Source organism: Bradyrhizobium sp. OK095 (assembly GCF_900109945.1).
GTDB lineage: Bacteria > Pseudomonadota > Alphaproteobacteria > Rhizobiales > Xanthobacteraceae > Bradyrhizobium.
In genome coordinates this window covers 1-24,519 of sequence record NZ_FOBX01000028.1, presented here as the reverse complement: position 1 = coordinate 24,519, position 24,519 = coordinate 1, and the positions used below count along the sequence as shown (strand labels likewise).

Sequence of the window (24,519 nt, the reverse complement as noted above, 5' to 3'; positions counted from 1 at the left end):
CCGAACTCGTCGGCCAGCTTCTGTTCACCCGCCGAGCCCTTGCCACGATCGACAAGCCCCCGCCCATCAACCCCAGCCGCCGCCAATCCTGCAAACTCCCCGGCCAGATCGAGTTCTGCTATGGCTGAGTTTCCCCGGACAGCCCTGCGCAGGCGGGGAGAGGTGACCTGCGGCGCCAGCCCGCCTCATCGAACCCTCCTTCCCTCCATCGCGACCAATTTCCGGGCGGCCGCTCCCGCCCGGAGCCCCTTCGCATGGACTGGACCTGGTATCTCTTCCGCTTCGACGGCCGCATCAACCGCGCCCTGCTGTGGCAAGCGCTGCTGATCGTCGCGCTGCTGGCGGGCTTGCTGGAGATCGTCGGTCAGGTCATCGGGATCCTCGAAGGGACCAGATCCACCTTGAAGCTCGACATCGATTTCGACTTCGGTCTGGACGACCTCTTCAAGGTGGTCGACCCGCGAGCCTATCGCTTGCTGCCATCCGCCGACCGTCCGACCCTGATCCTCAAGGTCCTCGGCACCTCGCTGTTTCTCTGGATCTATCTCGCGACCGCGATCAAACGGCTGCACGATCGCGATAGAAGCGGCTGGTGGATCATTCCTTTCTTCTTCGTCCCCAATCTGCTGTTTCATTTCTGGGGTCTTCTGCTCCGGGCTTTTCTCCCCGACGCCGCCTCGTTCGTTCTGTTCGACCTGGCCGTTCACGCGCTGTGGCTGTGGGGCTTTATCGAATTGTTCATTGCGTCTGGCACTTCGGGGAGCAATCGGTTCGGCCCTGATCCACTGGCTGAGATCGAAGCCGACTCCACACCCCCCGCGAAAAGCTGGGACCAGAGCCGCGAGATCGAAATTGTCCCGCCCAGCGCTAGCCCACCCGGCGGCATGCATGTTAAGCGGAGCGCATGACCGATGCTCTCTCGATTGCCCGCGATCTCATCCGCTGCCCCTCGGTAACCCCGGCCGACGCCGGTGCACTCGGGGTGCTTGAAACAGCCCTCAACGCAGCGGGCTTCATTTGCCACCGCGTGACGTTCAGCGAGGAAGGCATCGCCGACGTCGACAATCTCTATGCGCGGATCGGCACCGAAGGCCCGCATATCACCTTCGCCGGCCATACCGACGTGGTGCCACCGGGCGACGAGAGCGCCTGGAGCGTCGGTGCGTTCTCCGGCGAGGTGAAGGACGGTTTTCTGCACGGCCGCGGCGCGGTCGACATGAAGGGCGGCATTGCCTGCTCGGTCGCCGCGGTGCTCGAGCATCTCGCGGCCAATGACGGCAAGCCGCGCAGCGACGGAACAGGCTCGATCTCGTTCCTGATCACCGGCGACGAGGAGGACGTCTCCATCAACGGCACCATCAAGCTGTTGAAATGGGCTGCCGAGCGCGGGGAGACATTCGATCATTGCGTGCTGGGCGAGCCCTCCAATGTCGAGACGCTCGGCGACACCATCAAGGTCGGCCGCCGCGGCTCGCAATCCGGCACGCTCTGTGTCGACGGCGTGCAGGGCCATGTCGCCTATCCGCATCGCGCCGCCAATCCGGTGCCTGATATCTCGCGATTGATCGTGGCAATCTCCGACGAGCCGCTCGACCACGGCAGCGCGCAGTTCCAGGCCTCCAACCTCGAATTCACCTCGGTCGACGTCGGCAACAAGGCCAACAACGTCATCCCCGGCGAGGCGCGGGCAAAATTCAACATCCGCTACAATGACAATCATACGCAGGCGAGCCTGCGCGAGCTGGTCGAGACGCGGCTGACAAAAGCCTGCGGCAACCGCATCCGCGCCCGCATCGTCTGGGAGCCCTCGAACTCCAACGTGTTCGTGACCAAGCCCGGCCCGTTCACCGAACTTGCGGTGTCGGCGATCGAGGAGGTGACGGGCCGCAAGCCCGAGCTGTCGACGTCAGGCGGCACCTCGGATGCGCGATTCATCTCCAGCTATTGTCCGGTGATCGAGTTCGGGCTCGTGGGGCAGACGATGCATCAGGTGGACGAGCGCGTGCCGGTGACGGATCTGGAGAAGCTGACGCAGGTGTATCGCGGGATTTTGACGCGGTATTTTGCCTAGCTTTCCATTCCCGCCACATTCTCCGCCGTCATCGTCCGCCTTGTGCGCAATTGCGCACTGGGGCGGACGATCCAGTATTCCGAGACCACAGTTATTCAGCCGTGAGGCCGCGGCGTACTGGATTCCCCGCCTTCGCGGGGAATGACAGCGGTGGACATGGCGAGAGCGTACGCTCCCCTCTCCGCCCCTCAATAATCCACCTTCACCAGATACAGCCCGTCGGGCGGGGCGACGATGCCGCAGGCGGCGCGGTTGCGGGCCTGCAGCGCTGCGGAGAGATCGTCCGCGGTCCAGCGGCCGTCGCCGACCCAGACCAGCGATCCCACCATCGAGCGCACCTGGCTGTGCAGGAACGAGCGCGCCGAGGTGATGATGGTGATCTCGCGACCGTCGCGCAACACGTCGAGCTGGTCGAGCGTCTTCTCCGGCGATTTGGCCTGGCACTCGGTATCGCGAAATGTCGTGAAATCGTGCTTGCCGAGCAGACGCTGCGCAGCCGCATGCATCGCGTCGGCATCGAGCTTGCGCGGCACGCGCCAGGCGTGGCCGATGTCGAGGGCAAGATTGGCGCGGGTGTTGACGACACGGTAGCGGTAGTGGCGCTTGATGGCCGAGAAGCGCGCCTCAAAAGTGTCGGGCACGATCTCGGCCTCCAGCACCGCAACCGGATGCGGACGCAGATGCGCGTTGAGGCCATCGCGAAAGCGGCCCGGCGGAAACTGCTTCTCGATATCGACATGCGCGACCTGGCCGCGCGCGTGCACGCCGGCATCGGTGCGGCCGGCACCGTGAACCCGCAGATCCGCGCCGGTCATCGCCTTCACGGCCGCTTCGAGCGCGCCCTGCACCGAGGGCAGTGTGTCCTGCACCTGCCAGCCGAAGAACGGCGCGCCGTCATATTCGATGATGAGCTTGTAGCGGGGCATCAGGCCAGCCGCATCGGCGGCTTCACTTGCACGCCACGCAAAAAGTCTACGGCCTGCATCCGCGCCTTGCCTTCGCGCTGCAGTTCGAGAATACGGATCGCACCCTCGCCGCAGGCGATGGCGAGCTGATCATCGAGCACCTCGCCCGGCGCACCTGCGCCTTTCGCGAGCTCACAGCGCAGGATTTTGACGCGCGCATTCTCGCTGACGCCGCCGAGCTCGGCCCAGGCGCCGGGGAACGGCGACAGACCGTGGATGTGGCGCAACACGGCGCGCGCAGGCTTGCTCCAGTCGATGCGCGCCTCGGCCTTGTCGATCTTGGCGGCATAGGTGACGCCGTCCTCGCTCTGTTTTTTGAGCTGGAGCCCGCCGCGGGCGAGCCCGGCCATCGCGCGCACCATCAGGTCGGCGCCGAGCCGGGAGAGACGATCATGCAGATCGACCGCGGTCATGGTGTCCGTGATCGCCAGACGCTCGGCCATGGCGACGTCGCCGGTGTCGAGGCCGACGTCCATCTTCATCACCATCACGCCGCTCTCGGCGTCGCCGGCCATGATCGCACGGTTGATGGGCGCAGCGCCGCGCCAGCGCGGCAACAGCGAAGCATGCAGATTGTAGCAGCCGAGCTTTGGGGCATCGAGGATCGCCTGCGTCAGAATCATGCCATAGGCGACGACGACGGCCGCATCGGCCTCAAATGCGCGAAACTCGTCCAGCGCTTCCGGAGTCCTGAGCGTCTTCGGCGTCAGCACCGGCACGCCGAGTTTTCGCGCAGCTTCTTCAACCGGGGTCGGCTGCAATTGCAGACCACGCCGGCCGCCGGGTTTTGGCGCGCGGGTGTAGACGGCCACGATCTCGTGGCCGTGCGAGACCAGCTCGAGCAGCGTCGGCACGGAAAAATCGGGCGTGCCCATGAAGATCAGGCGGAGGGGCATGACAAGCACTCGGTACGTTCCCTCCCCCCTTGCGGGGGAGGGTTAGGGAGAGGGGTGCCACACGACGCGCTCTCTCGGCGTGAGCGCGGGCGCGCTGTTCGCGGTACTCCGCAAGTTAGGGAACACCGTTTGCTGGGCTACCCCTCTCCCCCGCCCTCCCCCGCAAGGGGGGAGGGAGCGCAGGGGAGTGCGAGGCAGCACTAAACCTTACTCCGCGCGCTTGGCGGCTTTCTCGAACTTCTTGATCACGCGGTCGCGCTTGAGCTTTGACAGATAGTCGACGAACAGCACGCCGTTGAGATGGTCGATCTCGTGCTGGATGCAGGTGGCGTAGAGGCCTTCGGCGTCCTCCTCGCGCACCTTGCCGTCCAGATCAGTGTAGCGCACACGCACCTTCGCAGGACGCTCGACCTCTTCGTAATATTCGGGGATCGACAGACAGCCTTCCTCATAGACCGACAGGTCCTCGGAGGACGCGATGATCTCGGGGTTGATGAAGACGCGCGGCTCCGGCTTGGTCTCGCCATCCTGGTCCGGCTTGGCCAGATCCATGGTGATGAGCCGCAGCGGCTGCGCGATCTGGATCGCCGCCAGGCCAATGCCGGGCGCGTCGTACATGGTTTCGAACATGTCGTCGGCAAGCTTGCGGATCTCCGTCGTGACCTTCTCGATCGGCTTGGAGACCAGACGCAGCTGCTTGTCGGGCAGGATGATGATTTCTCTAAGGGCCATGGCGGCGATTTAAGCCGCAAGCCGGATGCGGTCAATGCGGCCAGGAACTCCGTTAAGGGTTCGCTAACCATAAAACTTCAGGTTTCGTTAACCATAAAAATTAGCGGGCTATTAACCATAAATGTTCGCTATTCGTTCGTGCCTTCAGGCGAATCGGCTAGAAGTACGGGCATGAACGAGATCATTTTCCTAGCTGGCGACTGGCCGGTGCGCACGATCGATGCGCTGCTCGGCTTCGGCGCCCTCGTCCTCATCCTGCTGGCGGTGATTGCCGTCGTGATCGCGCGATCCGGGCGGCGTGGCGCGGAACTCGCGATGGCCAATGCCATCCGTGCCGATGAGCTCGAGGAACGCCTGAGCCAGGTGTTGCACGGCCAGAGCGAGGCCTCCGGACGGGCCGACGCCATGACCCAGGCGCTGGCCGGCCGGCAAGCCGAGATGGCCCGGGCGGTCAACGAGCGGCTGGATTCGGTGACCCACCGCGTCGGCCAGTCGATGGAAAGCACCACCCGCAACACCATGGAGAGCCTGCGCGCGCTGCACGAGCGGCTCGGCATCATCGACAACGCGCACAAGAACCTCACCGACCTCACCACGCAAGTGACGACCTTGCGCGACGTGCTCGCCAACAAGCAGTCGCGCGGCGCCTTTGGCCAGGCGCGAATGGAAGCGATCGTCCAGGACGGCCTGCCGAAGGGTGCTTACGAATTCCAGTTCACGCTCTCGACCGGCAAGCGACCGGACTGCGTGGTGTTCCTGCCCGACCAGCGCCCGCTCTGCATCGATGCCAAATTTCCGCTTGAAGCGATGACCGCGCTGCACGACGCCCGCACCGACGAGGAGAAGCGCATCGCCACGCAGCGGCTGCGCGGCGACGTGATGAAGCACGTCAGCGACATCGCCGAAAAATATCTCGTCACCGGCGAGACCCAGGAGATGGCGCTGATGTTCGTGCCGTCGGAATCGGTCTACGCCGAGATCCATGACGGTTTCGACGACGTGATCCAGAAGGCCTATCGCGCCAAGGTCGTGCTGGTGTCGCCCTCGCTGCTGATGCTCGCGATCCAGGTGATGCAGCAGATCATGAAAGACGCGCGCATGCGCGACGCCGCCGACCAGATCCAGACCGAAGTGATCAAGCTCGGCGACGATCTAAGTCGTCTGAGGGACCGCGTGCTGAAATTGCAGAAGCATTTTGCCGACGCCAACGAGGACGTCCGCCAGATCCTGATCTCCGCCGACAAGATCGAGAAGCGCGCCGGGCGGATCGAGGAGCTGGATTTCAGCAAGACCGATGCGCCCGAAGGCCCGCATCTTGCGGCAACCGTTGCGCCGGAGCTGTTCCCGCGGAAGCTCCAGGCGGGGGAGTGAGGTTTTTTACCTCGCCCCGTAAGAACGGGGAGAGGGAGACGAGGCATCACGGCCAGAATCTGCTAACACCTCGCCATGACCGCACCCGACGCGACCTCGCCTGCCGCACCCTCCGCTCCCGCGACCTCCTGGCGTGATAGCCTTGCTGTTTACCTGCAACCGCGGGTGCTGATCGTGCTGTTCCTCGGCTTCTCCTCGGGACTGCCGCTGGCACTGTCGGGGTCGACGCTGCTAGTGTGGATGCGGGAAGCCGGCGTCGATCTCAAGACCATCGGGCTGTTTGCGCTGGTCGGCACGCCCTACACGCTGAAATTTTTGTGGGCGCCGCTGGTGGACGCGCTGCATGTGCCGCTGTTCACCCGCGCCTTCGGGCGGCGGCGCGGCTGGCTGCTGTTCTCGCAATTGCTGCTGATCGTCGCGATCCTGCTGCTGGCGCTCACCGACCCCGCGAGCTCTCCGTTTTACGTCGCGCTCGGCGCGCTGCTGGTGGCGACGACGTCGTCGACGCAGGACATCGTGGTCGACGCCTTCCGCGTCGAGAGCCTGCCCGAGAGCGAGCAGGCCGCGGGCATGGCGGCTTATGTTGCGGCCTACCGCATCGGCATGCTGGTCTCGACCGCGGGCGCATTGTTCGTCGTCTCCGGCTTCGAAAGCACCGGCATCACGCGCACCTCGGCCTGGATGTGGGGCTATGTGGTGATGGCATCGATGGTGCTGATCGGGACGATCACCGCACTGGCCGCGACCGAGCCCGAGCAATCGGTGCGGGCGGAGGCGGTGACGCAAACCGAGACCGCATTCACGCGCGTGCTGCACGCAGCGATCGGCGCCTTCTCGGAATTTTTGACGCGCAAGGATGCAGCCGTCGCGCTCGCCTTCGTCGTGCTGTTCAAGTTCACCGATGCGTTCTCCGGCACCATGACGGCGCCGTTCGTGATCGACCTTGGCTTCACCCGTAACGATTATGCGGCGATCGTGAAGGGCGTCGGCCTCGCCGCAACGCTGATCGGCGGCTTCGCCGGCGGTTTTGTCGCGCGGCGCTATCCGCTGGCGACATCGCTCTGGATCGGCGGTGTGTTGCAGGCACTGGCCAACCTCACCTTCTCCTGGCTCGCCGTGGTCGGCACCAATCAATGGGCGCTGGCGCTCGCCATCTGCGCCGAGAATTTCACCAGCGCCATCGGCACAGTGATCTTCGTCGCCTATCTCTCGGCGCTCTGCCAGAACCCGCTGCACACGGCGACGCAATATGCGCTGCTCACCGCGCTTGCGGCGGTGGGGCGGACCTATCTGTCGTCGGGCGCCGGCTTCGTGGCCGATACGACCGGCTGGCCGCTGTTCTTCGTGATCTGTGTGCTGGTGGCGATCCCGAGCCTGGTGCTGCTGACCTGGCTGCAGAAGCGCGGGCATTTCGAGGCGCTGGGGCCGGTTCGGGTGTAACGCGACGCCGTCTCCCCTACTGCTTCTTGATCAGGCTCCACTTCGTGATCACGGCTTCGCTCATCTGGCCGGGATCGCTGGCGCAGGCGATTTCGTCGACCTTGACCGAGATCTCCTTGCCGGCGAACGTCTTCAGCTGCGCGGCCTGCGCATCGCCACTGGGAACGAGCTGGAAGGTCTCAGGCCCGGTCTCGAGATTGCACAGCCCGTTCGGCGCCGGCAGACGGCGCGGCTCAGAGGTGATCTGATACATCGCAATCCGCTTGCCGGCGTTCTTGACGTCGCGCACCTTCATTGCGTTCAGCTCGCCCGAGAGCACCTCGCCGGTGTTGATCAGCTTGCCGGGCTTGGGCGCCGGCGGCGCCTCGTTGTCCTGCTGCGCGGCGATGGCCGGGCTCACCAGCAGCAGCATCGTCGCGGCCAAAGCCAGGCGGGTGGCGAAAAGTTTCGTCATGTGGTCCGTTCCGTAAGTCTGGATGGCTAGAACAGGGTCCGCTGCCGCATGGCGGCCGATAGCGTACCTTCGTCGAGATAATCAAGCTCGCCACCGACGGGCACACCATGGGCCAGCCGGGTTACTTTTACGTTGGCGTCCTGAAGCAGGTCGGTGATGTAATGTGCGGTGGTCTGGCCGTCGACTGTCGCATTCAGCGCAAGAATGATCTCGTGCACCTCTGCGGCGTGGGCACGCGCCACCAGCGCGTCGATGGTGAGGTCCTGCGGTCCGACGCCGTCGAGCGGCGACAAGGTCGCGCCCAGCACGTGATAGCGCCCTTGAGTGGCATTGGCGCGCTCCAGCGCCCAGAGATCGGCGACGTCGGCGACGACGACGATGATCGCGTCATCGCGCTTCGGATCGGTGCAGACCGTGCAGGGATTTTGGGTGTCGATGTTGCCGCAGGTTTTGCAGACCTGAACCTTTTCGAGCGCAACCTGCATGGCCGAGGACAGCGGCATCATCAGCGCTTCGCGCTTCTTGATCAGATGCAACGCCGCGCGCCGCGCGGAGCGCGGGCCAAGGCCCGGGAGGCGCGCAAGAAGCTGGACCAGCCGCTCGATTTCGGGACCTGCAACCGCGCCCATATTACTGGCCGAACAGCCCCGGCGGCAGGCCGAGCCCGCCGGTGAGCGACTGCATCTTCTCCTGCATCGCCGTCTCCGCCTTGCGGCGGGCATCGCCAAAGGCGGTGACGAGCAGGTCTTCCAGAACTTCGCTCTCTTCAGGCTTCATCAGCGAGGGATCGATCTTGACGCCCTTGACGTCCATCTTGGCGGTCATGCGCACGGCGACGAGACCGCCGCCGGAAATGCCTTCGACCTCCACGTTGGCAAGCTGCTCCTGCATCTCCTGCATCTTGGATTGCAGCTGCGCCGCCTGCTTTATCATGCCGAGAAAATCAGCCATGGGTGTCTGTCCTTGGGAGGGTCGGCTCTAGAGATCGTCGTCGGCGTCGGAACCGTCGGGCGGATCGTCAGTGCCATAGTCAGCGTTAATATTGGATTCCGGCACCTCGGGGGCAAGCCTGCGGACCTCGACGACTTTCGCTCCGGGGAAGCGCGACAGCACCTCCTGCACGCGCGGATCGGCCTCGGCGGAACGCGCATGCTCCTGCTTCGCTGCCTGGTTCACCGAACGCAGCGTCGGTTGTCCCTGTTCATTTGAGACGATCACGGTCCAGCGGCGGCCGGTCCACTGCTCGAACTTACGCGCAAGCTCGGAGATCATGGTCTTGGAGGCGTTCGGCTCGAGCGCGACTTCCAGCCGGCCCTCCTCGAAACGAACGAGGCGCATGTCGCCTTCGAGCGCGCCCTTGGTCATCACATCGCGCTTCTGGCTGGCGAGCGCAACGAGCTCGGTGAAGCTCGTGATGCGGAGCTGGGGGGCTGCCGCAGCTTGCGGATCCGGCGCGGGCGCCACCATTTGCGGGCGGGCACCACCGCCGAACGCAGATGGCGACGAATTCGGCATGCGAACCGGCGCAGCAGAAGCAACCGGCGCCGCGGAGGCCATCGGCGCGGCCGGCGCGCCGCTGCGCGCAGCACTTCCGCCGCTCACGACAGGCGAACCGCCACCGTTCTGCTCCAGCATCCTGAGCGCTTCGTCCGGCGTCGGCATGTCGGCGACATAGGCGATGCGCACCAGCACCATCTCGGCGGCAGCAGCCGGTCGCGTCGCGGCCTGCACTTCGGTGATGCCCTTGAGCAGCATCTGCCACATCCGCGACAGCACGCGCATCGAGATTTTTGAGGCGAAATCCTTTGCACGCACGCGCTCGGTCTCGCCATAGGCGACGTTGTCGGCAGTTGCCGGCACGATCTTCACGCGGGTGACGAAATTGACGAATTCGGCAAGGTCCGAGAGCACGACGATGGGATCGGCGCCGACATCGTACTGGTCGCGGAACTCCTTGAAGGCAGCTGCGATGTCGCCACGCGCCAGCGAATCGAACAGGTCGATCACACGCGTACGATCAGCGAGCCCCAGCATCTGCCTGACCGCATCGGCCTTCACATTGCCTGCCGCATGCGCGATGGCCTGGTCGAGCAGCGACAGAGAGTCGCGCACCGAGCCTTCGGCGGCGCGCGCGATGATGCCGAGCGCTTCCGGCTCGATCTCGACGCTTTCCTTCGCCGCGATATTGGCGAGATGCTTCATCAGCACATCGGCCTCGACGCGGCGCAGGTCAAAACGCTGGCAGCGCGACAGCACCGTCACTGGAACCTTGCGGATCTCCGTCGTGGCGAACACGAATTTGGCGTGCTCCGGCGGTTCCTCCAGCGTCTTCAGGAAGGCGTTGAACGCCGCCGTCGACAGCATGTGGACTTCGTCGATGATGTAGACCTTGTAGCGGGCGCTGGCCGGCGCATAGCGCACGCTGTCATTGATCTGGCGGACGTCGTCGACGCCGGTATGCGAGGCCGCGTCCATCTCCAGCACATCCATGTGCCGGCTTTCCATGATCGCCTGGCAATGCACGCCCAAGGTCGGCATGTGGACAGTCGGGCCCTTCACCGAACCATCCGGCATCTCGTAGTTGAGTGCACGGGCAAGGATACGCGCCGTGGTGGTCTTGCCGACACCGCGGACGCCGGTGAGGATCCAGGCCTGCGGAATGCGCCCGGTCTCGAATGCGTTCGAGACAGTGCGGACCACGGCCTCCTGGCCGATCAGATCGTCGAATGAGGAGGGGCGGTATTTGCGCGCCAGCACCCGGTAAGGCGCGTTAGCAGCCTGGCCGGCGCTGTCAGAATTGGGAGGGACGCCAGCGTCGGTCATCGGTCGATCCGCAATGAAATCTCTCTCGGCCGGCTTTTGCGGAAAGGAGCGCGCTGGCGGGAAGCCTGCCGGCGCAATTCGCTCAAAAAACAAGTAGGAGACTGACGAGCGACCCGATCCGGATCTCGTTAGGGCTGCTTCCTTCCGGACCTGACCCGATTGGCGAGTGGCTCGTCCACCGCCAATCTCCCGGTGCCTATTTGGGGCCAAAAGGGCGGGAAAGCAAGCGGGTATCACCTTGAAGAACTTGATCTTGCCCAGCATCCGGGCAATTCCTGATCTGCCCAGCCAATAGGCTGTGCTTTCGCTAGCATGGCCGCCTTGGTAAGAACGCTGCCGGAACTCCATCCAACCAGAGAAGCGATTGATCCTAATGGTTACACGTCGTGATGTTGCATCGATTGTCGGACTTGGCGCCATCGGCGCGGTGACCGCGAGCGCGCTGGCCTCTCCGGCCGTAGCCCAGGCGGCCGATCCCAACGAATCGACCTTCGCCCGCATCCGCCGTACCAAGAAGATGCGGATCGGCGCCGTCGGCGGCGGCGCGCCCTATTACATGAAGGATCTTTCCAGCGGCCAGTGGAAGGGCTTTTACGTCGACATCGCCAAGGCGCTCGCCGACGACATGGAAGCCGAGCTCGACATCACCGAGACCACTTGGGGCAATTCAGTGCTCGATCTCCAGTCCAACAAGATCGACATCTTCTTCGGCCTGAACCCGACCCCGAAGCGCGCGCTGGTGATCGATTTCTCGGTGCCGGTCTTCAACAACGCCTTCGGCATCCTCTGCAAGAAGGATTTCAAGCCGAAGTCTTGGGCCGAGCTGAACTCGCCCGACGTCAAGATTGCCGTGGACCAGGGCTCGTCGCACGACCAGGTCGTCAGCCGCCTGACGCCGAAGGCGCAGATCTCGCGCCTGAAGACCGCCGACGACGCCACCGCCGCGCTCCAGACCGGCCGTGTCGACGCGCAGTGCCTGATCACCATGCTGTCGCTGACGGTGCTGAAGAAGAACCCCTCGCTCGGCCAATTCGTGCTGCCGACGCCGATCTTCGCGACGACGTCGAACGCCGGCTTCCGCCGCGAGACCGACAAGACCTGGCGCGACTACGTCAACACCTGGATCGACTTCAACAAGGGCCTCGGCTTCATCCGCAACGCGATCATCACCAATATGGAGCTGGTGGGCGTGACCGAGGCGGACATTCCGCCGGGCGTTTCGTTGTAAGGCGTGATGAGCGCCTGAACTATCCACACCGTCATGGCCGGGCTTGTCCCGGCCATCCACGTCTGGCCCGGGGACTGACATCGGGTACGAGTTAAACACGCATGTATCAGTGGGACTTCGGCATCCTCTGGAGCTATCGCTGGCTCTTTCTCAACGGGCTTGGCGTCACCGTCGGCTTTACCGTGGTCATCGTCATACTCGGTCTCGTCTTCGGCCTGTTCGGCGCTTTCGGCACCCTGTCGCGCTTCAAGGCGGTGCGCATGATCGCACTCACCTTCATCGAGGCGTTCCGCTGCACGCCGATTCTGGTGCAGCTGATCTGGTTCTATTACGCGCTGCCGATCCTGGCCGGCATCGACATGACGCCGATCACGGCCTCGGCGCTGGCGCTCTCGCTCTATGGCGGCTCGTTCTATTCGGAGATCATCCGCGGCGGCATCATCTCGATCGACAAGGGCCAGTCCGAAGCCGGCGCCGCGCTCGGCATGACGCCAGGCCAGAGCATGCGCCGCATCGTGCTGCCGCAGGCGATCAAGCGCATGATCCCGGCGTTGATGAACCAGTCGATCATCCAGTTCAAGAACACTTCGCTGGTCTCTGTGCTCGCTGTGCCTGATCTGGTCTATCAGAGCCAGGTCGCGGCCCATGACAGCTACCGGCCGCTGGAGACCTACACCGCCGTCGCGGTCGCCTATGCGGCAATCCTGATCCCACTCACCATCCTCGTCCGCCGCGGCGAGAAGCGACTGGCGGTCGGCGAATGAGCGAGACGTCAAAAATCGAGATCCGCAGCCTTCGCAAAAGCTTTGGCAGCAACGAGGTTTTGAAGAGCATCAGCCTCGACGTCGCCAAGGGCGGCGTCGTCGCGCTGATCGGCCCATCCGGTTCGGGCAAGTCGACCTTGCTCCGCTGCATCAATCTGCTGGTCGTGCCTGACGGCGGCAGCGTCCGTGTCGGCGATACAAGCTTTGCGTTCGGCGACGGTTCGAAGCTGCCAGGCGTGAAGACACTGGCAAAATTCCGCGCCACCACCGGCATGGTGTTCCAGCACTTCAATCTGTTCCCGCACATGACGACGCTCCAGAACGTGATGGAGGGCCCGGTCACCGTGCGGCGCATGGCCAAGGCTGACGCCGAGAAGTTGGCACGAGCGCAGCTCGCCAAAGTGGGTCTTGCAGAGAAGGCCGACCAATATCCGGCGACGCTCTCGGGCGGACAGAAGCAGCGTGTTGCCATCGCACGCGCGCTCGCGATGGAGCCGGACGTGATGCTGTTCGACGAGGCAACGTCGGCGCTCGATCCCGAGCTCGTCGGCGAGGTGCTGAACGTGATCCAGCAGCTGGCCTCGGAGGGCATGACCATGGTGATCGTCACCCACGAGATCACCTTCGCCCGCGAAGTCGCCGACCGCCTCATCTTCATGCGCGACGGCGTGGTCGTCGAGGAAGGCCCCGCGCGACAAGTCATCGACAATCCGCAGGAAGCCGCGACGCGCGCCTTCCTCAGCCATTTCCACCGCACCGGCGCGCTGCCGCCGGCCAACGTAGTATCCTGATGCCTGATATCGACCGCGTTTATCTCGTCACCGGTGCCGCCAGCGGCATCGGCCGCGCCACCGCAAAACTGCTCGCAGCGCCCGGTGCGGCGCTGCTGCTGCACACGCGCTCGAACGCGGAAGGTCTCGACGCCACCGCCGCGGAAGCCGAAGCGCAAGGTGCTGTTGTCGCAAAGTGCCTCGGCGATCTCGGCGAGGAGCGAGCTGTCACCGACGCCATCGCTGCCGTGCAACGTGCTTTCGGCAGGCTCGACGGATTGATCCTGGTCGGGGGCCACGCCCGCCGTGGCAGCGCGATCGGCACGCCGGCAGATCAATTCCGCCAGGCGATGGATGAATCGGCGCTCGCGTTCACGCGGCTTGTCGACGCCGCGCTTCCTCTCCTGCGTGCGGGGCAAGACTCGCGGATCGTCGCGGTGTCCTCTTTCGTAGCGCACGCGATCCGGCCAGAATTCGCACCCTTCGCGGCCACGGCCGCGAGCCGCGCCGCGCTGGAAGCGCTGGTGAGGCTCACCGCGGTCGAGCTTGCGAAAGACGGCATCACCGTCAACGCGGTTTCGCCCGGCCTGATCGTCAAGGACAAGCCGAGTGAAAGCCGGCTCTCGCCCGAGCAGATCGCAGCGACTGAAGCGCTGATCCCGATGCGCCGCCGCGGGCGGCCGGAGGAAGTGGCCGAGATCATCGCCTTCCTGGCATCCCCAAAAGCATCTTACGTCACCGGCCAGGTCTGGCACGTCGATGGAGGCCTGACATGACCGAAGCAACCGTCCAACGTCTCAGGCTGTTCCTGATCGAAAGCCCGATCAAGATGGCGCGCCTCCAGGGCGTCGGCAACGTCAAGGGTACGGTGAAGCGCGTACTGATCGAGCTCACCGCGAGCGACGGCGTGATCGGCTGGGGCGAAGCCGCGCCGTGGGAGGTTTTTACGGGAACACCGGAAGCGGCGTTCTCCGCGCTCGACATCTATCTTCGGCCTATCGTGCTCGGCAAGCCCGTGCGCCGCATCCGCGCGCTGATGGCGGAGCTCGATCGCGCGCTGGTCGGCCATGCCGAAGCAAAAGTTGCGATCGAGATGGCGCTGCTCGACATCGTCGGCAAATCGTCGGGGCTGTCGGTCGCTGACCTGCTCGGCGGGCGTGTGCGCGACACCATTCCGCTCTCCTTCTCGATTGCCGATCCGGATTTTTCCGCCGATCTCGAACGCATGCGGAAAATGGTTCCTGATGGCAATGTCATCTACAAGGTCAAGACCGGCGTCAAACCGCATCGCGAGGATCTCGACCATCTCGAAGCGATCCGGAAAGAATTCGGCGACAAGGTCGATCTGCGCGTCGACTACAACCAGGCGCTGGCGCCGTTCGGTGCGATCAAGATTTTGCGCGATGTCGAGCAGTTCGCGCCGACCTTCATCGAGCAGCCGGTGCCGCGCAAATTTCTCGACGTGATGGCGCAGCTCACCGCGGCGCTGGAAACGCCCGTGCTCGCCGACGAAAGCTGTTTCGATCGCCGCGACATGATGGAGGTGGTGCGCCGCGAGGCGGCCGACGCCGTCTCGATCAAGCTGATGAAGGCCGGCGGCCTGTTCGAGGCGCAGGCGATCATGGCGATTGCCGACATCGCCGGCCTGCCCGGCTATGGCGGCACGCTGTGGGAAGGCGGCATCGGGCTTGCCGCCGGCACGCAGCTGATCGCGGCAACACCGGGCATCTCGCTCGGCTGCGAATTCTACATGCCGCATCACGTCCTGACCGAGGACGTGCTGGAAGAGCGCATTGCGAACCGCGGCGGCCATGTGGTGGTGCCGGACGGCCCGGGGCTTGGGATTCGTGTCAGCGAGGCCTCGGTCCGCGCCAATGCGCGGGTCTTGGCGGAGGCATAAGCTCCGCTGTCAGCATAGCCGCTGGCGCCGCCACAACCGCAACTATCGTCCCGGATCGGCGCTCCGCTTTGCTACGCTTGTCCGGGACGACGATCGCATATGCAGCTCCCATCCTTCCCCTCTGGGACTCCGTATCGTATGGTCCGGCCAAACACGCCCGACACCGTCGGGCCATCCGGAAACGCATATGCCCGAACCCGACTGGTCGCTGCACTCCCGCCTGAAAGAGGACACCATCGACATCGGCGATCTACCGCTGTCGAAGGTGCTGGTCATCAAGGACGCGCATTACCCCTGGCTGCTGCTGGTGCCACGACGCGACGCGGTCGAGATCATCGATCTCGACGAGGTGCAACAGGCGCAGCTCATGACCGAGATCTCCCGCGTCTCGCGCGCGCTGAAGGAGATTACCCAATGCGACAAGCTCAATATTGCGGCGCTCGGCAACCTCGTGCCGCAGCTTCACGTCCACATCATCGCGCGGCGGACCAGTGACGCTGCCTGGCCGCGGCCGGTCTGGGGCGTAATGAAACCGTTGGCGCATGACGCCACCGAGGTGCAAAATTTCATCAGCGCGCTTCGCCGAAAAATCTGGTTGGGTTGAAAGAACAAGAAATGTCAGCATTCGCTTCGTTTCCGCTGGGACAGCCGGCCTTCGTCACCAACGTCCTCGACCGCGCCGCGCATCTGCGCCGCGACAACGAAAAGCTGTTCGCGATGGAGCAGAAGCCGTCCTCGCGCGCCTATGTCGTCTATCGCGACTCGCTGCTGGTGAAGCGCGAGGGCGACAAGACGCGTGCGCTACTCTCGATCGACGAAGCGACGAAGTGCGGCGCCAATCCCGGCACGATTTTTCTCGGCCTGCGCGACGGCGCGGCGGTGTTCGGCATGGGCATGCCGCAGGCCGCGGCCGAGAAGCTGATTGGCCGTGAGGACTACACCGTCACCGAGCTGCGCGGCATGGCAATGCAGGGCGCGATCCCGCCGCAAGAACTCTCGGCGATCGCGATGGCGAAGTCGATGGTGGGCTGGCATCAGCGCCACGGCTATTGTGCCAATTGCGGCACGCGCAGCGCGATGACGGAAGGCGGCTGGAAGCGCGAATGCCCTGCTTGCAAGGCCGAGCATTTCCCGCGCACCGATCCGGTCGTGATCATGCACGTCTCCTCCGGCGAAAAATGCCTGCTCGGCCGCCAGAAGCAGTTTCCGCCGGGCATGTATTCCTGTCTCGCCGGCTTCGTCGAAGCCGCCGAGACCATCGAGGACGCGGTGCGCCGCGAGATCCTCGAGGAGTCCGGCATCCGTTGCACCGACGTGCAGTATTACATGACCCAGCCTTGGCCCTATCCGTCGTCGCTGATGATCGGTTGCAGCGCGCGGGCCGTGAGCGAGGACATCGTCGTCGACCATTCCGAGCTCGAGGATGCGCGCTGGTTTACGCGCGAGGAGGCTGCCCTGATGCTGACGCGGACGCATCCGGACGGGCTCGCCGGCCCGCATCCGTTTGCGATTGCCCATCATCTGCTCGGCCGCTGGGTGCACGACAAGAGCTGAGCTCGAGCTGAGAGCGTCGATGGCCGAGATCGCGCCACGCATCCTCTGCATCGGCATTCCCGCGCGCGACCTCATTTTTCGTGTCGAGGCCGTGCCGGAGCGCGGCAGCAAGGCGAACGCTACGCATCTCGCCGAGATCTGCGGCGGCAACGCGCTCAACGCAGCGATCGCCATCGCGCGGCTCGGCGGCCGCGTCTCGTTCGCGGGGCCGATGGGCGATGCAGGGGAGACGTCGAGCAGCTTCATTCTCGCGCAGATGGCTCAGGAAGGCATCGACACCAGCCATATCGTGCGTATGCCGGGCTTGACCACGCCAGTCTCGACGATCCTGATCGACGTAACAGGCGAACGGACGCTGACCATCTATCGCGACCCCGCTCTGTGGACCTTGAAGCTGCCTGACGCCGACGACATGCTCGCCGATTGTCAGGCGGTCCTCGTCGAAAGCCGCTGCGCATCGTTCTGCGTGGACCTCTGCTCCGAGGCGCGCCTACGCGGCATTCCCGTCATCGTCGGCGTCGATCGCGCGATGTCGTTGCAGGACGGCCTGCTGACGGCGGCCTCGCATCTGCTGTTCGCCAGCGAACAGGTGCAGCAAACGGCCGGCATCGCCGATGACGGCGAGGCCTTGAAGCGCCTCGCGGAGCTGACACCGGCCTTCCTCGCCGCCACCCGCGGCCCGCGCGGCACGATCTGGCTGAACGCGGCGGGGGAGCTGGAGGAGACACCGGCGTTCGCGGTTCAGGCGGTCGATACGCTCGGCGCCGGCGACGTCTTCCATGGCGCCTTCACGCTTCGCCTCGCCGAAGGCGCGGCGGTGCGGGAGGCGCTGCGATTCGCCGCGGCCACCGCAGCGCTGAAATGCACCCGCCATGGCGGCGGCTTGGCCGCCCCGCAACGCATTGAAGTTGAAGGGTTTTTACAAAACCAGCTCTAGAGCGATTCCATGGATGAGCCGAGATTATAGGCTTGATGTGGAAGGATTTTCTATATATCAGGGAAATCAGCCCATGAAATGGAACAAAGTTCTTCAAATGACTGACCTCGCTGTCCAGCTCCCCGAGACCAGCCGCCGCCTCGACGCCATCGATCGCAAGATCCTGATGGTCCTCCAGGACGATGCTTCCCTGTCCGTTGCCGAAATCGGAGATCGCGTCGGCCTGTCCTCGACCCCCTGCTGGAAACGTATCCAGCGCCTGGAGGCCGATGGCGTGATCATCAAGCGGGTGGCCCTGGTCGACCAGAACAAGATCGGCCTCGGCATCTCCGTGTTCGTGTCGGTCGAGAGCTCCGATCATTCCGACGCCTGGCTGAAGAAGTTCGCCGACGCCGTCAGCGCCATGCCCGAGGTGATGGAGTTCTACCGGATGGCCGGCGACGTCGACTACATGCTGCGCGTCGTGGTCGCGGACATGCAGGCCTACGACATCTTCTACAAGAAGCTGATCAGCGCCGTGCCGCTGAAGAACGTCACCTCGCGCTTCGCGATGGAGAAGATCAAGTCGGTCACCGCGCTGCCTATTCCGGCGGTGGTGGCGGCCTGATACTCATGCCGGCTGAAACACCGGCAGCGCGACATTGACGCGCGTGCCCCCGTCGGGGGCCGCGGCTATTTCGATGGTCCCGCCATGCGCCTCGACCAGGCTGCGCACCACGGCGAGGCCAAGGCCGGCGCCGCCGGTCGCGCGATTGCGCGACTTCTCCAGCCGATGGAACGGCTCCAGCACGGTCTGCCGCTGATCCGACGGAATGCCCGGTCCCTCGTCATCGATCGACACGACGACGGCACCGTCCTTCAGGGTCGTTCGCACATGCGCCTCGTGCCCATAGGCGAGCGCGTTGTCGATGATGTTGGCAAGGATACGGCGCAACGCCAGCCGGTCGCCGAGCACGACCACATTCCGCGCACGCTCGTCCGTGACCAGATCGACCGGTGCGCCCTGCACGCGCCGGTCGTGCACGTCGGCAGCGATCAGCGCAGCAAGCTCGATCATTTCCTGCGACAGGCCGCCGGCGCCCGCCCGCGTCGACAATAGCGCGTCGTCGAGCAGCCGGATCATGTCGTCGATGTCGGCAACCGCCCGCTGCCGCTCGGCATCATCGGGAATGTGCTCGACTCGCAGCCGCAGCCTGGTCGCAAACGTCCTGACATCATGGGCGATGCCGCCGACCAGCGTCATGCGCGCGCGCAGCATCTCCGCGAGCCGCCCCTGCAACCGGTTGAACGCGGCGATGACGGCCCGGATTTCCGGCGCGCTGCGCTTTGCGTCCGGCAGCGGCGGCGGATCGGTCGACAGATCGACGCGATCGACCGCCGCGGCGAGCCGCGCCAATGGCCGCGTCTCACGCTGCATGACGAGCAGCGCCAGCAGCGCCACGATCGATCCGAACAGGCCGGCGCCGAAGCCGACGGGCAGACCGAGCGGCGTGACCGGCAGGCGGGTATAGGCGTCGATGATCAGCAACTCGCCGCTGCGCAGGCCGATGCGGAACTCGATCGCATTGGCCATCAGCCGCGCGATGCGGGGAAACAGGCGCGCGACGCGACGATCGGGCGGCGATACGATTTCGACGGGACGCCCGGCAAGAGCCGCCGCATAGGTCTCGCGCAATTGTTGCTGCTGCTCCGGCGTCTCGCCGCTGACCGGCACGCCTGACGGCGCAATGCGCACCAGGAACTGCGGCGATGACACCGCATCGAGAACCGATTGCCGCTGATCGGCGGCGGTGCGTTCGAGCAGGGTTGCCAGCGCATCAATGCGCGCCGGCGACGGCCGCGTCAGCTCGTTCTCGTGCACCGTAGTGCGGTAGACGATCGCGACCACGACGGTGACCACCACCGTGAATCCGATCAACCCGATCAGCGCCAGCCGGGCCGCGAGCGTCACGCGCAGCATTACGACACCTGCTTGACGGTCGTGGTGAACAGATAGCCGCCATTGCGCACCGTCGTGATCAGGTTGGAACCGGGGCTCGCACCATCGAGCTTGCGGCGCAGCCGCGAGATCAGCATGTCCACCGTGCGGTCGAACGGCTCCGCCGAGCGTCCGCGGGTCCAATCGAGGATCTGATCGCGGGTGAGCACCCGGCGCGGCCGCTGCACGAAGCAGGAGAGCAGGTCGAACTCCGCGCTGGTCAGTTGCAGCGCCGCGGTCTCGGTCTCAGCCGTCTCCACACTGCGCGCATCGAGATCGATCACGAAGCGGTCGAACGCAAAGCGGCGGACCAGAGGCTTTGCCGGCGTGCCATTCGAGCGGCGCAAGATGGCACGAACCCGCGCCAAAAGCTCACGCGGACCGAATGGCTTCGTAAGATAGTCGTCGGCGCCCATCTCGAGGCCGACCACGCGATCGATCTCGTCGCTCTTGGCGGTAAGCATCAGGATCGGGATGGAATCGTCGGCGCGCAAGCGACGGCAGATCGAAAGCCCGTCCTCGCCCGGCAGCATCAGGTCGAGGATCACGAGATCGGGCCGCAGGCGCTGGAGCATCGCGTCCATCGCCTTGCCGTCGCCGACGCAAGCGACCTCGAACCCCTCGCGCCGCATGAAGTCGGCGACGAGGCGGCTGATCTCGGGATCGTCCTCCACCATGAGAATCGTGGCTGCTTGCGCATTCATCGCCGCATTCTGGATGACATCGCGGCGGGCGCAAGTCCGCGGGCAGCCTTGTTACACACTGTTACACGCGTCCGACAAAGCCATAACAATCGTTTCACCCCGGCGAAGCGGCATCAACGCAGCAAGCCCAGTCTCCTCGCATGGCTTCCACGTACGGCAGCCGCCACTCGTCAAGGAGACGACGACCATGACCAAACTCCTTCTTTCCACCCTCGTCATCGGCGCGCTTTCCGTCGCCGCCGCGGCCGACGCCAATGCCTGGACGCGGTCGGCGACCGGCTCCGGCCCCCGCGGCACCTCCAGCGTCACCGCGACGGGCGGCTGCGCCAACGGAAGCTGCTCGCGCAACGTCACCCGCACCGGCCCGGCCGGCAACACCTACACCCGCACCGGGACGGTCTCCCGCTGAGGCGGGCCGGGCCGTCGCCGCGCCTGCCCCGCGCGGCGGCGGCTCACTTCCATTGTCGCAAAGCCATCAGGAGCCAAAATGTCCAGGACCATCCCGTCATTGCCAATCATTCGTGCCGCAGGCGCCTCGCTCGCCATCGTCGCCTTTGCGTCCGTTGCGCAGGCGCAGGTGCCCGCCGACATGCGCAGCGAGGCGCGGCTCGTGCTGCGGGCCTGTAGTGCGGACTACGATCGCCTGTGCAGTGACGTCACCCCGGGCGGCGGACGCATCCTCGCCTGCCTGAAGGGACACCCCGACCAGCTCAGCGCCGCCTGCGCGCAAATGATGCCCCGCGCGCAATCGCTCCGGGATCGCGCGATCACGGCCGGCGTCGCACCGAAATAGGAGGATGCGATGAGCACGGCATCGCTCCTGATCGATCCGACGCTTCGTCACGTGATCCTCGCCACGGCGATCGGCCTGATGCTGCTCGAATACGGCATCGGCCGGCTCGCGCACCGCGAGACCCACGACTGGCGCGAAAGCGTCGCGTCGTTCGGCGTGGCGCTGGGACAGAATTTGCTGCGCGCCGTGGAGGCCGGCATTCTCGCCGTGCCATTCGCGTTTCTGTACGAGCACCGCCTGTTCGACTTCGCGCAAGCCAACCCGCTCGCACTCGCCGGGTTGTTCTTCGGCAGCGAGTTTCTCTACTATTGGCAACATCGCGCCTCGCATCGCATCCGCTGGATGTGGGCGACACATGCCGTGCATCACTCGACGACGCGGCTGAACCTGACGGCTGCGATCCGGCTCGGCTGGACCGGCAATATCTCCGGCAATTTTTTGTTCTTCCTGCCGCTTGCGCTGATCGGCTTTCATCCCTTCGCGATCGTGTCGATGCTCGGGATCAATTTGTTCTACCAGTTCTTCGTCCACAGCGACTTCGCACCGCGCCTCGGCGTGCTCGAATGGGTGCTGAACACACCGAGCCATCATCGCGTGCATCATGCCTGCAACGCGCCGTGCCTCGACAAGAACTACGGCGGTATCCTGATCGTGTTCGATCGTCTTTTCGGCACCTTTGCCGCACGGCCGTCGGATCAGCCACTCCGATTCGGCCTCGTCGGCGGCGCGCCGTCCTTCAATCCGATCCAGATCGCGCTCGGCGAATGGACCGTGATGCTGAGCGATGCCTGGAGGGCGCGCGGCGCGCGCGCGAAACTGCGCGCGCTGTTCGGGCCGCCAGGCGGCTAGATCTCCCGCTGACCACCGAGCGCGGCATGCGGACAGTAGTCCTACGAGGATGCCCTAACCGGGCATTTACCGAGAATTAGGTCCGGTCGCCTATCGTTGCGGCATGGAGGGGAAAACGGCGATTCCGTCCCGGCGGTGGCCCGCCTGGGCGAATGCGGCAGCATTGCTGCTCGCAGGCTGGATCGCAGTTGCAATCCTCACCTTACAGGTTCGTCCGGGCTCGACAGTCGTCGCAGTTGCGTTTCCGCCCTGGTGGGGCACGCAGCAGGTGTTTCAGGCCGCGGGATCAGCACAAGCGGCGATCGTTGGGGCAACCGCCCTTCCCACCCTCCTCGTCGTCCGCCCGGATGACCATGACGGACTATCCCGCCTCCGCGAGGCCGGCGCATGGTTCGTGATGGACGCGCAAGCGGTGTCAGCATGCATTGGCAGATAGTCCCTTAAGTCCTGGAGAGGATGACATGATTGTCGAGAACGACGGACTGGAATCGCTGCGCCAGACCACCAGCAAGATCCTCGCCGTGGTGCTCTGGCTGCACGTGCCGATCAGCGTGACGATCGGGCTGGCGCTCGGCAAGGCGTGGCTCATCCCCGCAATTTTCATGACGATCTTCGCGCTCGCCGCGACCCTCTCCTGGCGCCTGTCGGGTAACGGCCTCTCCACGCGCCTCGTGTTCTCCGTCGCCCTCATGAGCGGCGTGTCGATGTTCACCTACCAGTTCGAGGGAAACCCCTGGCAGATCGACATGCACATGTACTTCTTCGCCGCGCTGGCGTGCATCGTCGCCTATTGCGATTATCGTGCGATCGCCGCGGCGACGGTTGCGGTCGCGCTGCATCACATCGCACTGAACTTCCTGCTGCCCGCGGCGATCTATCCCGGCGGTTCCGATTTCGGCCGCGTCGTCCTGCACGCCATCATCCTGCTGATCGAGGCCGGCGTGCTGATCGCGCTGGCGCACAAGCTTCAGGAGCTGTTTGAGACCACGGCCGTGAAGACGGCCCAGGCGCAGGCTGCGATGGCGGCGGAAGCCCGCGCCAACAGCGAGCGCAGCGATGTCGAGCAGCGCGCCAAGGAGGAGCGCGAGGCGGCCAAGCAACGGCTCGCAAGCAATTTCGAACGCAGCATCGGCGGCATCGTCGACGCGGTCGCGGTGGCTGCCGGCGAGGTGCAGCACCTGTCGTCGTCGATGAGCAGCAACAGCGCGGATACCGCGAGCCAGACCGCCGCTGCGGCCGCAGCCTCGAACCGGGCCTCGGGCAATGTCGAGACGGTCGCCGCCGCGACCGAGGAGCTCACCGCATCGGTCAGCAGCATCACGCAACAGGTTGCCCGCTCCGCCGAAATCGCGGCCAGGGCGGCGGATGAGGCCCGCCGTACCAATCAGGTCGTCGAGGGCCTTGCCAGCGGCACGCAGAAGATCGGCGAAGTCGTCACCCTGATCCAGAACATCGCGAGCCAGACCAATCTGCTGGCGCTGAATGCCACCATCGAAGCGGCCCGCGCCGGCGAACATGGCAGGGGATTCGCGGTGGTTGCGAGCGAAGTCAAGGCGCTGGCGAACCAGACCGCAAAGGCCACCGAGGAGATCTCGGCACAGATCCAGAGCATCCAAGGCGCGACCAGCGATGCCGTCAACGCCATCCAGGCGATCGGCGCGACGATTGCCGAGATCGACGAGATCTCCGGCCAGATCTCGATCGCCGTCGATCAGCAGGGCCTGGCGACGCGCGAGATCGCCGGCAGCCTCCAGCAGGCCGCCACCGGCACCCGCGACGTGAACGACAACATCGCGAGCGTCAGCAAGGCGTCCGATGAAGCAGGTGTGGCCGCCTCGAAGATGCACCAGGCCGCAGCCGGACTGTCATCGCAGTCCGAACGTCTCAAGGCCGAGGTCGACGGCTTCCTGGGCTCGCTGCGGACGGCGTAGGCCGCACTTACCTCGCCCTGCTTGCGGGGAGAACTCGGATCGCGCTTGCGATCCGGGTGAGGGGGTACAGGTCTATCGACGACCGCCCGTGTGGAGAGAGCCCCTCACCCCACCCCTCTCCCCGTAAGAACGCAGGGCTGTCCGGGGAATGATTCACTATGCCGCGGAGCATGCCCAGTTTAACCGGCATGAAGCCGGTACTTTCTGGTTGTCGAGACTCAGAAAGGGACCGGGCATGCGATTTAACGATAGCATTTTTGGCAAGCTCCTTGAACCGATCAATCGGCGGCAATTTCGAACGGCTGTGGATGGTGTGGACGGGGACGCCTACGACAAGTCGTTCACGAGCTGGGATCATT

The 24,519-nt window shown here is 64.9% G+C and carries 27 protein-coding genes and 1 other RNA gene; 18 read left to right on the top strand and 10 right to left on the bottom strand.

Annotated elements, in window-relative coordinates:
- Window positions 1–254: 254 nt before the first annotated feature.
- Together BMW89_RS36705 and dapE are read left to right on the top strand one after the other, a co-directional pair.
- Window positions 255–908 carry a DUF805 domain-containing protein gene (locus BMW89_RS36705; protein WP_177196584.1) on the top strand — a complete coding sequence of 218 codons (654 nt, stop codon included), beginning with the start codon at window positions 255–257 and terminating at the stop codon, window positions 906–908.
- The gene (dapE, locus tag BMW89_RS36700) at window positions 905–2,071 is read left to right on the top strand and encodes a succinyl-diaminopimelate desuccinylase (RefSeq protein WP_092035209.1); all 1,167 of its coding nucleotides are present in this window, start codon (window positions 905–907) and stop codon (window positions 2,069–2,071) included. The genes BMW89_RS36705 and dapE overlap by 4 nt, the downstream gene beginning before the upstream one ends.
- A 188-nt stretch (window positions 2,072–2,259) precedes the next feature.
- Here dapE and truA read toward each other — a convergent pair whose 3' ends face one another.
- The 3 genes from truA to def form a co-directional block, all read right to left on the bottom strand.
- Window positions 2,260–2,997, bottom strand: a complete 738-nt coding sequence (gene truA, locus BMW89_RS36695; protein ID WP_092035208.1) for a tRNA pseudouridine(38-40) synthase TruA — start codon at window positions 2,995–2,997, stop codon at window positions 2,260–2,262.
- Window positions 2,997–3,932 carry a methionyl-tRNA formyltransferase gene (gene fmt, locus BMW89_RS36690; RefSeq protein WP_092035207.1) on the bottom strand — a complete coding sequence of 312 codons (936 nt, stop codon included), beginning with the start codon at window positions 3,930–3,932 and terminating at the stop codon, window positions 2,997–2,999. The genes truA and fmt overlap by 1 nt, the downstream gene beginning before the upstream one ends.
- Window positions 3,933–4,139: 207 nt before the next feature.
- Window positions 4,140–4,664, bottom strand: a complete 525-nt coding sequence (gene def / locus BMW89_RS36685) for a peptide deformylase (RefSeq protein WP_092035206.1) — start codon at window positions 4,662–4,664, stop codon at window positions 4,140–4,142.
- 171 nt (window positions 4,665–4,835) lie between these two features.
- Here def and BMW89_RS36680 point away from each other — a divergent pair, with 171 nt between their 5' ends.
- Window positions 4,836–6,035: a DNA recombination protein RmuC gene (locus BMW89_RS36680; protein WP_177196583.1), complete on the top strand. Its 1,200-nt coding sequence runs from the start codon at window positions 4,836–4,838 to the stop codon at window positions 6,033–6,035.
- A 75-nt stretch (window positions 6,036–6,110) separates the two neighbouring features.
- The gene (locus tag BMW89_RS36675; RefSeq protein WP_092035204.1) at window positions 6,111–7,475 is read left to right on the top strand and encodes an AmpG family muropeptide MFS transporter; all 1,365 of its coding nucleotides are present in this window, start codon (window positions 6,111–6,113) and stop codon (window positions 7,473–7,475) included.
- A gap of 16 nt (window positions 7,476–7,491) precedes the next feature.
- On the opposite strand, the gene BMW89_RS36670 is transcribed toward BMW89_RS36675, so the two are convergent.
- The 5 genes from BMW89_RS36670 to ffs all read right to left on the bottom strand — a co-directional run bounded on the left by BMW89_RS36670 (window position 7,492) and on the right by ffs (window position 10,942).
- Complete coding sequence (locus BMW89_RS36670) at window positions 7,492–7,929, bottom strand: hypothetical protein (protein ID WP_092035203.1); 438 nt, start codon at window positions 7,927–7,929, stop codon at window positions 7,492–7,494.
- A gap of 26 nt (window positions 7,930–7,955) precedes the next feature.
- Window positions 7,956–8,558: a recombination mediator RecR gene (gene recR / locus BMW89_RS36665; RefSeq protein ID WP_092035202.1), complete on the bottom strand. Its 603-nt coding sequence runs from the start codon at window positions 8,556–8,558 to the stop codon at window positions 7,956–7,958.
- Between the two features lies 1 nt (window position 8,559).
- Window positions 8,560–8,880 carry a YbaB/EbfC family nucleoid-associated protein gene (locus tag BMW89_RS36660; protein ID WP_092035201.1) on the bottom strand — a complete coding sequence of 107 codons (321 nt, stop codon included), beginning with the start codon at window positions 8,878–8,880 and terminating at the stop codon, window positions 8,560–8,562.
- Between the two features lie 27 nt (window positions 8,881–8,907).
- Entirely contained in the window at window positions 8,908–10,752 is a 1,845-nt protein-coding gene (locus BMW89_RS36655) for a DNA polymerase III subunit gamma/tau (RefSeq protein WP_092035200.1), read from the bottom strand.
- A gap of 93 nt (window positions 10,753–10,845) precedes the next feature.
- Window positions 10,846–10,942: signal recognition particle sRNA small type (gene ffs / locus BMW89_RS36650), an RNA gene on the bottom strand.
- 183 nt (window positions 10,943–11,125) lie between these two features.
- Between ffs and BMW89_RS36645 the strand changes: the two genes are divergently transcribed.
- From BMW89_RS36645 to BMW89_RS36605, 9 genes are all read left to right on the top strand, one after another.
- Complete coding sequence (locus BMW89_RS36645; protein ID WP_092035199.1) at window positions 11,126–11,980, top strand: transporter substrate-binding domain-containing protein; 855 nt, start codon at window positions 11,126–11,128, stop codon at window positions 11,978–11,980.
- 101 nt (window positions 11,981–12,081) lie between these two features.
- Window positions 12,082–12,744 (top strand): amino acid ABC transporter permease, encoded by a 663-nt coding sequence (locus BMW89_RS36640; RefSeq protein ID WP_092035198.1) that lies wholly within the window; start codon window positions 12,082–12,084, stop codon window positions 12,742–12,744.
- Complete coding sequence (locus BMW89_RS36635) at window positions 12,741–13,535, top strand: amino acid ABC transporter ATP-binding protein (protein ID WP_092035197.1); 795 nt, start codon at window positions 12,741–12,743, stop codon at window positions 13,533–13,535. Before BMW89_RS36640 ends, BMW89_RS36635 begins: the two co-directional genes overlap by 4 nt.
- A complete protein-coding gene (locus tag BMW89_RS36630) occupies window positions 13,535–14,290 on the top strand; it encodes an SDR family NAD(P)-dependent oxidoreductase (protein WP_092035196.1) in 756 nt (251 codons plus the stop codon). The genes BMW89_RS36635 and BMW89_RS36630 overlap by 1 nt, the downstream gene beginning before the upstream one ends.
- On the top strand, window positions 14,287–15,414 hold the full coding sequence (locus BMW89_RS36625; RefSeq protein ID WP_092035195.1) for a muconate cycloisomerase family protein: 1,128 nt from the start codon (window positions 14,287–14,289) through the stop codon (window positions 15,412–15,414). The genes BMW89_RS36630 and BMW89_RS36625 overlap by 4 nt, the downstream gene beginning before the upstream one ends.
- A gap of 187 nt (window positions 15,415–15,601) precedes the next feature.
- Window positions 15,602–16,018 (top strand): HIT family protein, encoded by a 417-nt coding sequence (locus BMW89_RS36620; RefSeq protein ID WP_177196582.1) that lies wholly within the window; start codon window positions 15,602–15,604, stop codon window positions 16,016–16,018.
- An 11-nt stretch (window positions 16,019–16,029) separates the two neighbouring features.
- Window positions 16,030–16,968: an NAD(+) diphosphatase gene (nudC, locus tag BMW89_RS36615; RefSeq protein WP_092035194.1), complete on the top strand. Its 939-nt coding sequence runs from the start codon at window positions 16,030–16,032 to the stop codon at window positions 16,966–16,968.
- Between the two features lie 19 nt (window positions 16,969–16,987).
- Entirely contained in the window at window positions 16,988–17,905 is a 918-nt protein-coding gene (locus BMW89_RS36610) for a sugar kinase (protein ID WP_092035193.1), read from the top strand.
- A 97-nt stretch (window positions 17,906–18,002) separates the two neighbouring features.
- Window positions 18,003–18,512 carry an Lrp/AsnC family transcriptional regulator gene (locus tag BMW89_RS36605; protein WP_092035192.1) on the top strand — a complete coding sequence of 170 codons (510 nt, stop codon included), beginning with the start codon at window positions 18,003–18,005 and terminating at the stop codon, window positions 18,510–18,512.
- Window positions 18,513–18,515: 3 nt separating this feature from the next.
- On the opposite strand, the gene BMW89_RS36600 is transcribed toward BMW89_RS36605, so the two are convergent.
- Window positions 18,516–19,865, bottom strand: a complete 1,350-nt coding sequence (locus BMW89_RS36600) for a sensor histidine kinase (RefSeq protein ID WP_092035191.1) — start codon at window positions 19,863–19,865, stop codon at window positions 18,516–18,518.
- Entirely contained in the window at window positions 19,865–20,587 is a 723-nt protein-coding gene (locus BMW89_RS36595) for a response regulator (RefSeq protein ID WP_092035190.1), read from the bottom strand. Before BMW89_RS36595 ends, BMW89_RS36600 begins: the two co-directional genes overlap by 1 nt.
- Window positions 20,588–20,774: 187 nt before the next feature.
- On the opposite strand from BMW89_RS36595, the gene BMW89_RS36590 reads away from it, so the two are divergent.
- From BMW89_RS36590 to BMW89_RS37645, 5 genes are all read left to right on the top strand, one after another.
- Window positions 20,775–20,996, top strand: a complete 222-nt coding sequence (locus tag BMW89_RS36590) for a hypothetical protein (protein ID WP_092035189.1) — start codon at window positions 20,775–20,777, stop codon at window positions 20,994–20,996.
- A gap of 78 nt (window positions 20,997–21,074) precedes the next feature.
- Window positions 21,075–21,380, top strand: coding sequence for a cysteine rich repeat-containing protein (locus BMW89_RS36585; RefSeq protein WP_244547784.1), 306 nt, complete (start codon window positions 21,075–21,077; stop codon window positions 21,378–21,380).
- A 9-nt stretch (window positions 21,381–21,389) separates the two neighbouring features.
- Entirely contained in the window at window positions 21,390–22,229 is an 840-nt protein-coding gene (locus BMW89_RS36580) for a sterol desaturase family protein (RefSeq protein ID WP_092035188.1), read from the top strand.
- Between the two features lie 461 nt (window positions 22,230–22,690).
- Window positions 22,691–24,160 (top strand): methyl-accepting chemotaxis protein, encoded by a 1,470-nt coding sequence (locus BMW89_RS36570; protein ID WP_092035186.1) that lies wholly within the window; start codon window positions 22,691–22,693, stop codon window positions 24,158–24,160.
- 148 nt (window positions 24,161–24,308) lie between these two features.
- On the top strand, window positions 24,309–24,519 hold a 211-nt coding region (locus BMW89_RS37645), incomplete at its 3' end, for a DUF4372 domain-containing protein (protein WP_143062837.1).